Consider the following 14,947-nt stretch of genomic DNA (forward strand, 5'->3'; position numbering starts at 1 on the left):
AATCCTGAGTTAGGAAACCGAGCGGTCAATAGTATCATCAAGGGTCTGATTAGGAGCGTGGTTGTGGGGCGTACTGGCAATGAGATTGGTGAAGGTGGCAAAGCCTATCCCGTTTGAGAGATTAGCTGTTCAGCCCGCCCCAACTTGGGAGGTTAATCGTAATGAGGAGCGTTATGAAAAATACCTCGTCCATCGCAAAGCGTAAGTTAGCTCAATCTCCAGCCTTGCCTGCCCAGCTGGCTCATCTTGAGCAACTCAATCTGCATGCAGCGGGAATTGATGTGGGTTCTGCTGAGCATTGGGTTTGTGTCCCTGCTGGAAGAGCCGAAGTCAATGTCCGTGCCTTTGGTTGCTTTACCCCAGACTTACAAGCGATGGCAGCATGGTTGCAGGGGTGTGGGGTGACAACAGTCGCAATGGAATCAACAGGAGTCTACTGGATTCCAGTCTTTCAGATTCTGGAGTCCAGCGGGTTGGAGGTCAAACTGGTGAATGCACACCATCTCAAAACGGTGCCTGGACGTAAGAGCGATGTGCTTGATTGTCAATGGCTCCAGAAATTGCACACCTATGGTCTGTTAGCTGGCTCATTCCGTCCTGAGGAGCAAGTATGTGTGCTGCGAAGCTATGTACGTCAACGAGAACGACTGATTCAAAGTGCGGCTGTGCATATTCAACGGATGCAACATGCCTTGATTCAGATGAATCTGCATCTGCACAAGGTGATTAGCGACATTACTGGCTTAACGGGGATGTCCATCATTCGAGCAATTGTTGCAGGAGAGCATGACCCTCAAACCTTAGCTGCCCTCAAGCACTCGCGTATCCGCAGTAGCCATGACGAAATTGCCAAAGCGCTCAGCGGTAATTATCGAGCAGAATTGGTGTTTGTTTTGCAACAGGAGTTAACGCTTTACGATCTGCATCAACAGCAGATTGCTGCTTGTGATGAGCAGATCGAGCAGTGCCTGTTGAAGTTTGATGCAAAAACTGAGCAAGCACCACCAGAGGCAAAGAACAAGCGGCGTAAGACCACTCAAAATGCTCCTGCCTTTGATTTGCGTGGGCAGCTATATCGAATCAGCGGCATCGATTTTACTCAGATTCCTGGGCTTGATGCGTTGAGCGTCCAGACGATTCTCTCTGAGGTGGGCTTAGAGTCCAATCGCTTTGCCAGTGTCAAACACTTTTGTTCCTGGTTGGGATTATGTCCTGGGACGCGCATTACTGGGGGAAAGTCGCTGAGTTCTCAGACACGAGTAGTGGTGAATCGAGCAGCGAATGCTTTTCGTTTAGCGGCTCAAGCTGTTAGCCATAGTCGCTCAGCCTTAGGGGCATTTTATCGACGCCTGCGGTCTCGTTTAGGCGCACCTAAGGCAATCACAGCAACGGCTCACAAGATTGCTCGTCTGTTCTACAAGCTATGGTCTGAGGGCGGAACCTATGCTGACCCTGGAGAAAACTATTATGAGCAGCAATACCGGGAACGCCTGGTTAAACACCTGAAGAAAACAGCTCAGTCTCTCGGTTTTGAAGTTGTGCCCCACTCCTCCACTGAAAGTGTTTCTTGAGAGCTAGTCCATCTGCCTCTTGGCACTAATGCGATGGATTTAAGCGACAATTAATTAGCCAGAACAGTGTTGAAAGGATGGGTTCTCGTGAATTTTCAGTCGGTGATTGCTACGCTACATCAGTTTTGGAGTGACCGAGGCTGCTTGATTGTTCAGCCCTACGATACAGAGAAGGGAGCTGGTACCAAAAGTCCGCATACATTTTTGCGAGCGCTGGGTCCAGAACCTTGGTCAGTGGCGTATGTGGAGCCTTGTCGGCGTCCAGCAGACGGTCGATATGGAGAAAATCCAAATCGGGTGCAGCATTACTATCAGTATCAAGTGCTGATTAAGCCGTCGCCAGAAAATATTTTGGATGTTTATTTAGATTCCCTGAAGGCGTTGGGTATCAAACCAGAGGATCACGATATTCGATTTGTGGAAGACAACTGGGAAGACGCTGCTGTAGGTGCATGGGGCGTGGGCTGGGAAGTCTGGCTAGATGGAATGGAGATCACTCAATTCACCTATTTTCAGCAGTGTGGTGGAATTGATTGCCGGCCCGTGTCAATCGAGATTACCTATGGTCTGGAGCGACTGACAATGTATCTCCAGGAGGTCAACGCGATTTTTGACATCCAATGGAACGAGAAGTTCACCTACGGTGATGTTTTTCTACAATCAGAGATTGAAAACTCGACCTATAACTTCGAGGCTTCTGATCCGGAAACGCTGTTTACTCTGTTTGGCATTTATGAGCGTGAAGCTCACCGATTGATGGAAGCCAAGCTGGTTCTGCCCGCGTTTGACCAGGTTTTGAAGTGTTCCCACACGTTTAATTTGCTCGACGCCAGAGGTGTGATCTCTGTAACCGAGCGAACTCGCTATATTGGTCGCATTCGTAGCTTGGCACGGCAAGTCGCTCAACTCTATCTACAGCAGCGGGAAGAGCTAGGATTTCCACTGATGAAAGAGTCTGAGGCCAAGGCAGCTTAATTGCGATTGGGGTCGCTCAACTAAGGCGAGTAATGGCTTGATTGACTTTGGGTTTCCCAAACCTGGCCCAAGCACTCCCCCCTCTAAGGAATAGCTCCATCCAGCGGAGGGGCTGACCATCGGTGCCTGTCCAGCCGGAGCTGCCAGGTGCAAAGGCGAGTGTACCTTCAGGGACTCGGAAACTGCCGTCGGAGTAAACAGCGTCGCTGACAATATCGCCGATTCGGATCACAATTTTGGTTTCAGGTTCCAAATTGAGCGTATGCGCCGGAATCGTGGTTTTGATATTGCCATAGCCGTCGATCCAGGCAATTCGGTCGAGGGGCACATCCAGGATCTGACTCGGTTCAATCGGATTACCCAGCAGGGACAAATCGTTATGGGCAATAGCGGCGGCGGCTGGAGGAAAAACATCCCGAGAGCGGAACTGGGAACCACCACGCGAGACGTTAACTGTATAGATTTCTTTGGCGTAGTTTTTGATAAAGGAAAGCGTATAGCCAGCGTTAACACCGACCACCTTGATGCCGTTAGTCAGGAGCGCATAGGTCAACCCTTCTCCCTCATTGTTGCGTCGAGCTTCTGGATCATCCTGTCGAGGAGCGCAATTGTGATAGATCAGACGCTCTGCCGGACCTGGATTCAACCCTAGCTGCGCAATCCAGAAACCAGTAGCCAAGGTACTGAAGGGCGGCACAGAGAGTTCATGAATCTGGGCTTGAGGGATGCCCAACAGCAATTGCTGTTTCACTTCCGCAAAGGCGGGATCTCCGATACCGTAGTCCGCAATCAACGAAATGAACATGGAATAAGCTCAAGAGAAAGAATGTGCAAACATGCTAGCGGCAGCCTAACCTATTTTGATGGGTTTCGCTAGCGGCTAGAGCACAATTTATTCCCGCAATTCGTTGGTTTCGTCGCTTGTTTTCACGGCACAAATTTGCTGCTGTCAATTGCCGCCAGCACAAGATTTCAAGACCCATCCCAGCACGACACCAATGCCACCGAAGCGAACCGCCTGCCAGAACCCTTCTCGCAGCTCCTTCCAGGAAAAAAGCTGACTTTCGAGGGCAAGCTCAATTTCTTCTAACTGTTGGCGGATTTGCTTCAGTTCAGCGCGTAAAGCATTGGAGGTGCGATTGCGGTTTAACTCTCGCTGAGTTTGGTTAAGCTGCTGTCGGAGTGCTTGCTGCCGTTGTTGATCGGCTTTGACTTGGGCATAGCGCTGCTTTAAAGCTCGCAGAGCTTCCTCAAGATTCTGTAGCGATTGCTCAAACTCTTCTGGATTGGGAGCGGAATGATCTGATAGCGGCGGCATGGAATTGGCGTAGTAGAGTAGGAACAAAGAGTCATGATTCGCTAATCCTCGATACTACTATGCCCGATATCGCCATGCCCAATTCAAGCCAAACCCAACCGATATTCTCAGACAATCTATCTACATCGCGAACCGATCCCTGCGCCGAGTTGACCACCCAGGAATTGGCGCAGGCTTTAGCAGCTCGTCTGGCGATTGCTCCGAATGATTGGCATCGGCTCAAAGCCAACCGTAAAGCTAGAGCGAGTGAACAGGCCGCGATGGCGCTAGTTTATCTGCTCAAAGACCAACCAGAAGAAGCATTGGCCCGGCTCCAACAAGCAACCGGATGGTTGGATCGGTCGATTTCGGCCCCACCTTGCCCAACCCACGGTCGTTAGATACAACTCGATTAATTGAAAAAGCGGCGGTTCAAACTGTGCCTCTATGGACAAAACCCGCGAAGTCGGACTACCCAGTTAAACTGAGCATCGGCCAAGGTTAGCTTGAGGTGCAGATTAGATAACCACACCTCTCAGCTGATCTTTTTTTAGGGGTTGTCCTCAAAAATTGCCGTATTCAGCAATTGCTGTTTTCAAGCGGTCAACTACTTCAGCAACGGGAAGACTACCCAGTTCTCCAGACGCGCGGGTGCGAATACTGAGACTGTTAGATTCCGCTTCCTTGGCTCCTACCACCGCCATGACTGGGATTTTTTCTTTCTCAGCATTGCGGATCAGCTTGCCTAGCCGCTCACCGCTCTTATCGACCTCGACCCGAATCCCCAATGGCCGCATTTGGGCCGCCACCTGATCGCAGAAGCCCAGCACCTCTTCGGTCACAGGCAAGAGACGCACTTGGACCGGGGCTAGCCATAGCGGAAAGTCACCAGCGTATTCTTCGATCAAGATACCGATCAATCGCTCCAATGAACCAAAGGGAGCACGGTGGATCATGACTGGACGTTGGCGGGAGCCGTCTTCCGCGACATATTCCAAATCAAAGCGTTCTGGCAGGTTGTAGTCTACCTGGACGGTGCCGAGCTGCCATTCCCGTTCCAGCGCATCCTGAACCATGAAGTCGAGCTTAGGTCCATAGAAGGCTGCTTCCCCAATTCCTTCAAAGTGATCCATACCCAGCGTTTCTACTGCCCGTCGGATTGCACTTTCAGCCTTCTGCCAAGCTTCGTCACTACCGATGTACTTATCGGAGTTGGGGTCACGGAAGCTGAGACGAGCTTTGAAGTTCTTCAGCTGGAGCGAGTTAAACACTGTCTGGATCAGATCCACCACTTTTAAGAACTCATCATCGAGCTGTTCAGGAGTGACAAACAGGTGAGCATCGTCTTGAGTAAAGCCCCGTACCCGAGTCAGTCCACCCAATTCGCCCGACTGCTCATAGCGGTATACGGTACCAAACTCAGCTAGACGCATGGGCAGATCACGATAAGACCGCAGCTCGCTCTTGTAAATTTGAATGTGGAACGGACAGTTCATCGGCTTCATCACAAAGCCCTGTTCCTCAGCTCGCAGCTCGTCATCATCGGCCATGAGTGGGAACATATCTTCCTTGTACTTTTGCCAGTGCCCCGAGGTTTTGAATAAATCAACCCGGCTGATGTGGGGCGTCACCACCTGCTGATAGCCGCGCTGAACCTGCTCCTGCTTCAGGTAGTCCTCTAGAATGGAGCGCAGTATTGTACCCTTTGGAGTCCAGAGGGGCAGACCCGGCCCGACCTGATCGGAAAAAACAAACAGTCCTAGCTCCTTCCCTAATCGACGGTGATCTCGGCGAATCGCTTCCTCTTTGCGGCGCTTGTATTCAGCGAGCTGCTCTGGAGTTTCCCAAGCAGTGCCGTAAATGCGCTGAAGTTGAGCCTTGGTTTCATCTCCACGCCAATAGGCTCCAGCAACGCTTTCCAGATCAATGGCATCTGGATTGAGGTCAGCCGTACTCTCCATATGGGGACCAGCACAGAGATCCCACCACTGGTCGCCTAAGTGATAGATCGTAATTGGCTCTTGCAAATCAGCCAAAATTTCCAGCTTATAGGGTTCCTTAATGGCCTTGATGCGACGTTCAGCCTCTTCGCGACTCACCTCCTCGCGAATTACCGGCAGCTTGCGGTTAATGATTTTGGTCATCTCCTTCTTGATAGCTTTGAGATCCTTTTCGGTAAATGGATCGGGGCTATCAAAGTCGTAATAAAACCCATTTTCAATCCATGGTCCAATCGTCACCTGCGCTTTGGGAAACAGCTTTTGCACTGCCATTGCCATGACATGGGAGGCGGTGTGGCGAATTTTCTTCAGTGTTTCTGACTCACTGGTGCGCGGCAGATAAATTTTTTGAGGCTGTTCTGCAACAGATGCGTCTGATTTAACCATTGCAAACAAAGACACTACCACTTAATAAACTTTACTAGCCTCTATCTTATCGAGACTAGATACAGAACCGCAGCTTAAAGCACTCTATCCACATTTTCTCTACAGAACGCTTTTCTAGGCTTGATGAAAAAGTTTGCAAGATTTGTTAAGAAACGTAAAGTGCGTTAAGCTTAGCTTTAGTAAAACTCTAGCTTCAACAAATTTCTACATTAAATGTTTAATCCTGGTTCTAATCTACCTGAGCCTGAGCTGCTGAAAGCCCTATTGCAGCCTTTATTAGAAGACTTTGAATATTGGTTTAAACGAGCGCGAATCCTCTTAGAGGATTACACCATTGACTTTCTTGGTGAAGAGCAGCAGGCTATGTTGCTGGAGCGAGTGAAGCAGGCGCAGCAAGAAGTTAGTACGGCGCAACTCCTATTCCGAACAACGGGAGGGCAGGTTGGAGTTGAAACCTCAGTCCTCGTGCCTTGGCACCAGTTAGTGACCGAATGCTGGCAAGTTGGGATGAAGTTTCGTTTAGAAAATCCTGATATTACAATTCAGGAACGATTTGACTCATCCCAGCCTTGAAAAGATTAAGCTTGAGGAAGAGTTGTAATCCTGTCTTCAGATTCTGGTTGATCTGAGAATGGTTAAATAAAGTTATTATTTCAGTACCAATACTTTACGTCGTTCGGTTTAGGTTCCCATCTATTCGATTAAAGCTGTCGGTTTCGAGGAGAGCTTATGCTGCATTTGCTTTATATTCTTGCTTTCACAATATTGGCATTTTTAGCGGTTGGCAATTTAATCCGGAATTTAATGATGCTGGGCATGGAGTCACAGCGTTCCTACGGAAATCGGGGCCGCTTTGCACCAGACGGCTCTGATTCGCAGGGTTTGACAAACGGGCGCATTCGTTCAGTTCCCCATCCCGAACTGTTGGATGAGCAGGGAAATATTGTCAACGAGCCATTTCTGGTGATGCGGTCGATTACGGTCGAAGATGCTCGTGAGCGTTTAGATGCCCTCTACAATGCTTCCCCTAGTCCTAGTGACGATAAGCAGGGAGACGCTCAAAAATAATGAAAATCGCCTGAAGCGACCTAGCTCAAAGCCAGTACGATAAAGGACGCCGTTGGCGTAAATCAAGACTATCAGCCAAACTGGGTTCCTCCCAATCCAAAGGATGGCTTTGATGCGCTGGTAAGACGGTAGCTTTGACTTCGGCGGCCTCGGATTGGTGTGCTTGTTCAGGCCGACGAGTGCTGGACAGTGGCTCGGATAGTGTGAAGGAGGGTTGGGCTATAGGCTGTAAAGGTGGGAGCAGCAACTCTGCCTTTGATGGAGCCGGAGTCATGGGCTGAGTTTGTGGAATAGTTTGCGGCAGATTGGATGCTTGGCTACGCGCTTGAGGCAATTTTTTAGACCGCAAACGTCTAGTCTTAGCTACCTTAACTGCTGCATTAGGCTTTAACCATTGGGACAAGAGGAAGCACCCCGCGGCACAGCTTAACAGGATAGCCCCTCCAGCAGAAAAGGGAGATGTCGGCTCAGCAGCTTGACGGGGTTTAAACGCCTGCTTTGAAGCGGTTCGAGCCTGAGACGAATTGACCTGTGCCTCCGCGTCTGCGTTCGATGCAAACGCCGGACTAGGCTGAATCACCGGTAGTTGCTGCGTAGACGGCTCCGGTAGATCTGGCGGTAGATCTGTTTGAGGAGATGGCAGCTGAGAGTCTACTGAAGCAAGTGCAGAATGCTGCTGATTGCTGTACTTCACTGAAGCATCAGGATCCATAATCGACATTACTGCTGCGGTTGTGCTGCCGATCAGGATCGCGAAAGCAGCTAGCCATAATAGCGGTATGTAGCCTTGCAGAAGCAGAAAAACAAACTGAAGCGGGGACTGCCGACTCGATTTGGCAGGAATGCCTGGTTTGGAGGTGTCCTGCGAAGGTCGGATTGGCTGCCGTACTTGGCTGCGAACAGTTTGCTGCCTGCTCATAGGCTAGACCTTCATAAAAAGCAAATAAAGCTGAATATTTTGGAATTATGCTTTCTAAGCCTTCCCTAGAGAGGCTGTTGAAGGCACAAAGAACTACAAAAAGCTGCTGTAAAGTTTCCCAGGCTATCTTGAGAGACCGTCTCCCAGACCGCTTTCTGCAAGCTACTCGCTCACACACAAATTATTTTTGGTCAATATCATTCTACGCCCTTCCCAAGCATGTGACCAGTACGGGCAGGAAGAACAATGGTTAGCCGGATTTGCTAGGCTTCTAATTTGCTGGGTTAGCGCCGTTCCTGAGCCAACTGCACCAGCTGATCGACCAAAGCGGGAAATGATATGCCGCTGGCTGCCCAAAGTTGGGGATACATGCTGGTTGCTGTAAAACCGGGCATTGTATTGATCTCGTTCAGCAGAATTTCTCCAGTCGCTTCGACATAAAAGAAATCTACGCGAGCAATACCGGCGCCATCAATAGCTTTGAAGGCCTGTACCGCCATTTCTTGAATGCGGCTGCTAATTTCAGCCGGTAGCGCCGCTGGAATCTGCAAATCTGCTTTACCTGCCGTATATTTTGTTTCGTAATCGTAAAAATCGCTGTCGAAGGTAATTTCACCTACCACAGAAGCTTTGGGTTGGTCGTTACCCAACACCGCACATTCCACCTCACGGGCAATTACCCCTGCTTCTACGATCAGTCGCCGGTCGTAGCTTGCCGCGTTGTCTAGAGCTGCTTCCAATTCTGAGCGGGTGCGTACTTTAGCAATACCTACAGATGAGCCGAGATTTGCCGGTTTGATAAAACAGGGATAGCCAAGGGTGGCCTCAATTTGGTCACAGAGCTTGGGAAACACACAGGGATTGGACCAGACTTCGCTGCGACTGACGGCAAGGTACTTAACTTGGGGCAGTCCAGCTTGGGCAAACCCTGTTTTCATAGCCAGTTTGTCCATCCCAATCGCCGAGGCCAAAACACCGCAGCCCACGAATGGTACCTGCATCAGCTTCAGCAACCCCTGAATAGTGCCGTCTTCACCATTGGGACCATGCAGAACAGGAAACCAGACATCAACCTGCGTCACCTCTGCAGGAAACATCCAAAGCGATGCGTCTCCCGCAGCTTTATCAGCCGGCACTCCCGATTCTAGGACCGTTTGCGCCAATTCTCCTGTCTGCCATAGCCCATTTTTTTGAATATAGAAAGGAACTACCTCATATTTGCCTTGATTGGCAGCGTCCAGAAGTGCTTGAGTAATCGCTTGGGCAGAGCAAATTGAAACCTCGTGCTCGCCCGAACAGCCACCGAACAATACTCCAACGCGCAGTACCATACCTTTCTCCTCTGACCCAGCCTGATCGCAGATAGCGTATCATACCCTTTCTTTAAGTTTCGTGTCATTGAGGGGCGGAGTAAGCCAGCAATTCTCATTTTGGCGAAAAGCTGTTCAAGTCCTGGAAATATCGGTATTGTAAGAACATCTAAGAGAGCCAAGAGAGCCAGAACCGTTGAAAGAACGGGGGTTGTTTGACACAATAGTTGGTTCCTTTCGCCAGCGCCTGTCCTCGCTACCGGACAAACGCACGGGCAAGAATACCCGCTATGGGATGGAAGATGCAGCCTTGAGCGCGTTTAGCGTGTTCTTCACCCAAACCCCGTCATTTCTGGCATACCAGCGAATGATGGAGGGCAGTAAAGGTCATAGTAATGCCCAAAGTCTGTTTGGAGTACATCAGATACCGAGTGACAACCAGATTCGGGCGTTGCTCGATGGGGTGAAACCAGAGCAGGTATTTCCCATCTTTGAGGAAATCTTGCAGGTGTTGGAGCAACAGGGACAGTTGAAGAGATTGCGCTCGTTTGCCGACACTCTGCTCATGGCAATCGATGGCACCGAATACTTCGGTTCGAGCCAAATCCATTGCCCGCAGTGTTCAACGCGCCAGTTGAAGTCAGGAGAGATGTACTATTTTCATAGTGTGGTCACTCCAGTCATCGTTTGTCCGGGTCAATCTCAGGTGATTCCATTGGTGCCTGAGTTTGTCGTACCGCAAGATGGGCATGACAAACAAGACTGTGAGAATGCAGCCGCCAAACGGTGGTTTTTGCAGTACGGACAACGCTACCGTGCCTTCAATGTAACGGTTTTGGGCGATGACCTCTACTGTCATCAACCCTTATGCCAACAGCTCTTAGCTCAACAATTCGACTTCATTCTGGTATGCCGTCCGGAGTCTCACGCTACCCTCTATGAGCATCTCGAAGGCATTGATTTACCGACAGTGACGACCAAACGTTGGACTGGAAAGGTCGAGGAAACCTATACCTACCGCTACCTCAACGACGTGCCCCTCAAAGATGGGGATGATGCGCTCTTGGTGAATTGGTGCGAACTGACGGTGAGCCGCCCAGATGGGAAGGTAGTCTACAAAAATTCCTTTGCCACCAATCATCCAATTACCGACGACACTGTGGCAGAGGTCGTCCTAGCCGGTCGTACCCGCTGGAAGGTGGAAAACGAGAATAACAACACCCTCAAGACCAAGGGCTACAACCTCGAACACAATTTTGGGCATGGCAAGCAGCATCTTGCTTCATTCCTCGCTACCCTCAACATCCTGTCCCTGCTGTTTCATACCTTACTGGAGTTGCTCGACCAGAAATACAAGCTGTTGCGATCTCATTTGCCCACTCGCAAAACCTTTTTTGATGATTTGCGGGCGTTGACCCGTTACCTGTATTTCAACAATTGGGATCACCTGCTCACCTTTATGCTTGAGGGTTTAGAGCTAGAAATCCCACCTAACACCAGTTGATTTTCCATACTGAGAATTGCTGGGAGTAAGCTCTACCCTCGTGGTGATGCCCCAGTTCTATGCCAACGCTTAAAGTAGACGATTATGTTATTTCAAATACAGTTTCGGAGGAGCCGATATGGCATCTGAGCAAAAGCGAGGCCCCTTAGTTATTATTGGTGGTGCAGAAGACCGAGAAGGCGATTGCGTTGTACTGCGGGAATTCGTGCGTCGAGCAGGTGGGGTGCAGGCCCATATTGTAGTCTTGACAGCTGCCACTAGTATGCCACGAGAAGTGGGTGATGATTATATTCGTGTTTTTGAAAAAATTGGCGCAGAAGATGTACAGGTAATTGATACTGAATATGCAGAAGATGCTGATAGACAGGAAGCAGTAGACAAAGTTATGCAGGCAACCGGTATCTTTTTTACCGGCGGTGATCAGGCTCGGATTATTGAATTGATTAAAGGAACTCGTGTCGATAAGGCAATTCGAGAGCGGCATGCCCAAGGTGCAGTGATCGGCGGTACCAGCGCTGGAGCAGCCATGATGCCGGATACAATGATCATTGAGGGGGATTCTGCTACGAATCCCCGGGTTGATATAGTTGACATGGGTCCAGGAATGGGATTTCTCCCTGGTATCGCGGTAGATCAACACTTTGCCCAGCGGGGTCGTTTAGGTCGGTTGATTGCGGCGCTAGTTCAGCAACCTGCGATTTTGGGAATTGGAATCGACGAGAACACAGCAGTGATTGTAGATGGTGATGAATTTGAAGTCGTAGGTCAGAGCGCTGTCACCGTGGTCGATGAATCGGAAGCCACTCATAATAATCTGCAAGGTTTGCTTAAGGGCGAAGCGTTAGCTGTTTGCGGTGTCAGGCTGCATATCCTTCCCCACGGCTACCGGTTCAACCTCAAGACTCGTCAGGCAATTATTCCTGGTGAAGTGCAGCAGTCTGCTCAGCCTCAGGCTGTAGCCTAGCTATGCGTAGGGGTACTATCGAGTTCAAGATAACTGAATAGATGGAAACTTAAGGGAAATGAGGGAGGTGGTAAAAGCCGTCATTCCCTCAGTTTCCCATTTTGTGATTTTGGGCCGCTACTACCACTCTCTTTTTCACCACAATTAATATTGCAGCAGCGAGTTGGGAAGTGCCAATCCTGACTACCGTAGTCTAGTGTAATTTGCTGATATACACTATTTTCTTAGTGCTGGCAGTAGTTGAGTTGAGAAATTCTGGCTATTTTCCAACTGAATACTTCGGAGAGTTTACTGTTTACAATCAAAAATGTATTCTCTATTACCTCTAACTGCATGCTACGTGTTGCTGTTTGCATCTACGTTAGGTAAACGGCAGCGGCTTTGTGAGCAGGTTTGCAGACGTTGCTGCCGTTGAGCAACTAGGGTTCCTAGGTCTGGGCGTCCGGTGAGAACCAAGCGCCATTTTGCCCAGATGCCATACAGTACATCAGCAATCGCACCAATCAAAGGTAATTTAGTTGCTGCATAGACCCATCCCATGCCCAACACCTCGTAGACTTGGCGAAATACTTCAACATTTTTGACGACTGTTCCATCAGGCAAAATTGCATGAATTCGCCCCATTGCGGCTTCAAAACTGACATCACCATGAGCGGTCGAATCGTAATTATCATCTGTAATATCAACAAACGCTACCAACCCACGGCCTGCATCTCGTTTCTTCAAGAAATTCACTTCCCGTAGGCAAAGAGGGCATTGCCCATCGTAGAGCAATTTGATCTTCCAAGTGGGTGAGACAATATCGAGCGATTGGGGAAATTGAGCGGGTTGGTAATTCGATTGAGTCATCTTGAGTAGTCGTTCGAGCAAGTGATGTAGATTTTAATTATTTAACTCAAAAAAAGCTAGGTGTAACAGTCCCTAGCTCAAGTATGGTATAGAGTGTGACGACAAGACGCTGCTTAACGCATTCAGGAAAACTAAAAAATTCTAATCTTGGATCTTTGCTCAAATTTCTGATCAACGTTCATTGCAAACAGAATTAAACATTAAAAAAGCTACCGAAGATACCATTGAAGTTTGTCGATACACCGCTCGGACCAAAGCTAACGGAACCGGTTGGGTATTTTACAACGCCTCCATCCGATGTAATAGTGACACCACCGCCAGGATAGCTAATCGAGAAGCCGTCGCCCACCGTATAGCTGACATTACCCCCAGGAAACTTGATTTCCCCCTCCTGAGGTGTAATATTGACCGAACCGCCAGGATAGGTAATCACGCCATCAGCGGGTGTGATACTAACACCACCACCTGAAAAATCCACATTCACGCCATCGGGGGTAATACTAACACCACCACCTGAAAAATCCACATTCACGCCATCGGGTGTAACGTTTACCCCACCGCCTGGAAACGTAATCGTTCCACTATCACTCGTAACGTTGATGCCTCCTCCTTGAAAATTGACTACAACCCCTGCTTGTGTAACACTGACGTTACCACCTGGAAAGTTAATTGCCGCATCCTCAGAGAGGATTTGAGTACTACCATCAGGATAGGTAATAGTAATTCCATCGGGTGTAAGACTGACACCGCCTCCTGGATATTTGATTTCAGCGTTATTTAGAGTGACTTCAATCCTGCTATCATTAAAAGCAACCACCGCGCCACTCTCGGTAATGTCGATACTACCACTAGGAAAATTTAAGGTAACATCATCACTTACAATCGGAGTACGGCCATCGGAATCAGTAATTGTGACTCCATCAGACGTAATACTGACGCTACCACCCGGATATTTAACTTCAGCACCGTCAGAGGTAACGCTGACACTACCACCTTGAAAATTAACAGTTGCGCCTTTGGAAACAACGCTGACCGATCCACCTGAATAGGTGATGGACGCCAAAGTATCTGAATCTAAAGTATCTGAATCTATAGACACCTGATTAACACCAAAATCGACGAGATTATTTTGATCTGGTGTATCTTGAATGTCAAGTACATTCTGTGTTACCAGTGTCTTACGACTGAAAGTAGATTCCAGGCCATCCTCAGCGAACCGCTTTTTCACTCGTTTGATGAAAGTAGGAGTAACGTCAAATACTTCACCGAGTGTCCGATCCGTCCAGCGTCTACCACGGTTATTGATATCTGACCTCAGCAGAATACGAGCAACTTTTACTTCACGAATAGAAGTGTCATCATCCGCAATAATTCGTCGTAATATTTGTCGCTCGCTAGCCGATAGGGAAATCACAAATTTACCTTTAAGCATTGGCTGTCACAGTAGTTTAGTAGTGGTACAAGGTCTATGAATCGCTTTCAACTGCTTTCCGAGCAACTTCCGAGTAACTTCCGAGTAACTTCCGAGTAACAGTGCCTATCTATTCGTCCACCCAGGGTACAGCGTTTTTCACTCATGTGAGGTATGGGGTGTGTGTGGGTTTCGCCTCCACGCAGGGGCACTGCCCCTGCACCCCGTTTTTCGTACTTTACTAGCCTGAAAAAAGCTGTACACAAACAACATCGAGCAGAACTCAAGCTGACAGCAACCTAATGGTCAAACCACCTTCAATCCACACCCCTAAATGCACAGACCTGAGAGCTATCACCCTAAGTATAGGGAATCGACCGAAAATTGGTCATTTAGGAAACAGCTTATTCAACAGATTTACGCAAAGTCCAGCAGCTTTACACAAATTTTATATAAATCCATTCTCAGATTCATGTACCGCTTTGAACTAGCCCGTGATTTATCGGGCCTACAAAGTAAAATTTACAGTAATTTAATTAGCCCTTGCTACTGATGGCCTAACAAACGGCTATCGAAGCGTAACAAGGTTTACTCTGAGCTTACACTTTCCGTATGACTGTGAAATATCGATAAATTTTGTACATGCTTCTACGTACAATCTGGGTTTGTGTGGCAACTTGATACGTAAGAAT

The 14,947-nt window shown here is 48.8% G+C and carries 14 protein-coding genes; 7 read left to right on the top strand and 7 right to left on the bottom strand.

Annotated elements, in window-relative coordinates; translation table 11 throughout:
- Positions 1-173 precede the first annotated feature (173 nt).
- Both HJG54_RS01535 and glyQ read left to right on the top strand, forming a co-directional pair.
- The gene (locus HJG54_RS01535) at positions 174-1,571 is read left to right on the top strand and encodes an IS110 family transposase (protein ID WP_316431088.1); all 1,398 of its coding nucleotides are present in this window, start codon (positions 174-176) and stop codon (positions 1,569-1,571) included.
- A gap of 87 nt (positions 1,572-1,658) precedes the next feature.
- Positions 1,659-2,546 (top strand): glycine--tRNA ligase subunit alpha, encoded by an 888-nt coding sequence (glyQ, locus tag HJG54_RS01540; protein WP_316432958.1) that lies wholly within the window; start codon positions 1,659-1,661, stop codon positions 2,544-2,546.
- Positions 2,547-2,562: 16 nt separating this feature from the next.
- On the opposite strand, the gene HJG54_RS01545 is transcribed toward glyQ, so the two are convergent.
- Together HJG54_RS01545 and HJG54_RS01550 are read right to left on the bottom strand one after the other, a co-directional pair.
- Positions 2,563-3,351, bottom strand: a complete 789-nt coding sequence (locus HJG54_RS01545; RefSeq protein ID WP_316432959.1) for an SAM hydrolase/SAM-dependent halogenase family protein — start codon at positions 3,349-3,351, stop codon at positions 2,563-2,565.
- Between the two features lie 144 nt (positions 3,352-3,495).
- Positions 3,496-3,864, bottom strand: a complete 369-nt coding sequence (locus HJG54_RS01550) for a hypothetical protein (protein ID WP_316432960.1) — start codon at positions 3,862-3,864, stop codon at positions 3,496-3,498.
- A 59-nt stretch (positions 3,865-3,923) separates the two neighbouring features.
- On the opposite strand from HJG54_RS01550, the gene HJG54_RS01555 reads away from it, so the two are divergent.
- Positions 3,924-4,244, top strand: a complete 321-nt coding sequence (locus HJG54_RS01555) for a DUF6439 family protein (protein ID WP_316432962.1) — start codon at positions 3,924-3,926, stop codon at positions 4,242-4,244.
- 162 nt (positions 4,245-4,406) lie between these two features.
- Here HJG54_RS01555 and thrS read toward each other — a convergent pair whose 3' ends face one another.
- Positions 4,407-6,230 carry a threonine--tRNA ligase gene (thrS, locus tag HJG54_RS01560; RefSeq protein ID WP_316432963.1) on the bottom strand — a complete coding sequence of 608 codons (1,824 nt, stop codon included), beginning with the start codon at positions 6,228-6,230 and terminating at the stop codon, positions 4,407-4,409.
- Between the two features lie 213 nt (positions 6,231-6,443).
- Between thrS and HJG54_RS01565 the strand changes: the two genes are divergently transcribed.
- On the top strand, positions 6,444-6,803 hold the full coding sequence (locus HJG54_RS01565; protein WP_316432964.1) for a DUF2605 domain-containing protein: 360 nt from the start codon (positions 6,444-6,446) through the stop codon (positions 6,801-6,803).
- 156 nt (positions 6,804-6,959) lie between these two features.
- Entirely contained in the window at positions 6,960-7,298 is a 339-nt protein-coding gene (locus tag HJG54_RS01570; protein WP_316432966.1) for a DUF2973 domain-containing protein, read from the top strand.
- A 25-nt stretch (positions 7,299-7,323) separates the two neighbouring features.
- On the opposite strand, the gene HJG54_RS01575 is transcribed toward HJG54_RS01570, so the two are convergent.
- Positions 7,324-8,217, bottom strand: a complete 894-nt coding sequence (locus HJG54_RS01575) for a hypothetical protein (protein ID WP_316432967.1) — start codon at positions 8,215-8,217, stop codon at positions 7,324-7,326.
- Positions 8,218-8,501: 284 nt separating this feature from the next.
- Positions 8,502-9,548, bottom strand: a complete 1,047-nt coding sequence (locus HJG54_RS01580; RefSeq protein WP_316432968.1) for a D-alanine--D-alanine ligase family protein — start codon at positions 9,546-9,548, stop codon at positions 8,502-8,504.
- Positions 9,549-9,750: 202 nt separating this feature from the next.
- Between HJG54_RS01580 and HJG54_RS01585 the strand changes: the two genes are divergently transcribed.
- Complete coding sequence (locus HJG54_RS01585) at positions 9,751-11,031, top strand: transposase (protein WP_316435595.1); 1,281 nt, start codon at positions 9,751-9,753, stop codon at positions 11,029-11,031.
- Between the two features lie 118 nt (positions 11,032-11,149).
- Positions 11,150-11,995: a cyanophycinase gene (locus HJG54_RS01590; RefSeq protein WP_316432969.1), complete on the top strand. Its 846-nt coding sequence runs from the start codon at positions 11,150-11,152 to the stop codon at positions 11,993-11,995.
- A 336-nt stretch (positions 11,996-12,331) separates the two neighbouring features.
- Here HJG54_RS01590 and HJG54_RS01595 read toward each other — a convergent pair whose 3' ends face one another.
- Together HJG54_RS01595 and HJG54_RS01600 are read right to left on the bottom strand one after the other, a co-directional pair.
- Positions 12,332-12,844: a thiol-disulfide oxidoreductase DCC family protein gene (locus HJG54_RS01595; RefSeq protein WP_316432970.1), complete on the bottom strand. Its 513-nt coding sequence runs from the start codon at positions 12,842-12,844 to the stop codon at positions 12,332-12,334.
- A 193-nt stretch (positions 12,845-13,037) separates the two neighbouring features.
- Positions 13,038-14,276, bottom strand: a complete 1,239-nt coding sequence (locus HJG54_RS01600) for a hypothetical protein (RefSeq protein ID WP_316432971.1) — start codon at positions 14,274-14,276, stop codon at positions 13,038-13,040.
- Positions 14,277-14,947: the final 671 nt, after the last annotated feature.

The organism is Leptolyngbya sp. NK1-12 (genome assembly GCF_032598965.1).
Lineage (GTDB): Bacteria > Cyanobacteriota > Cyanobacteriia > Elainellales > Elainellaceae > Elainella.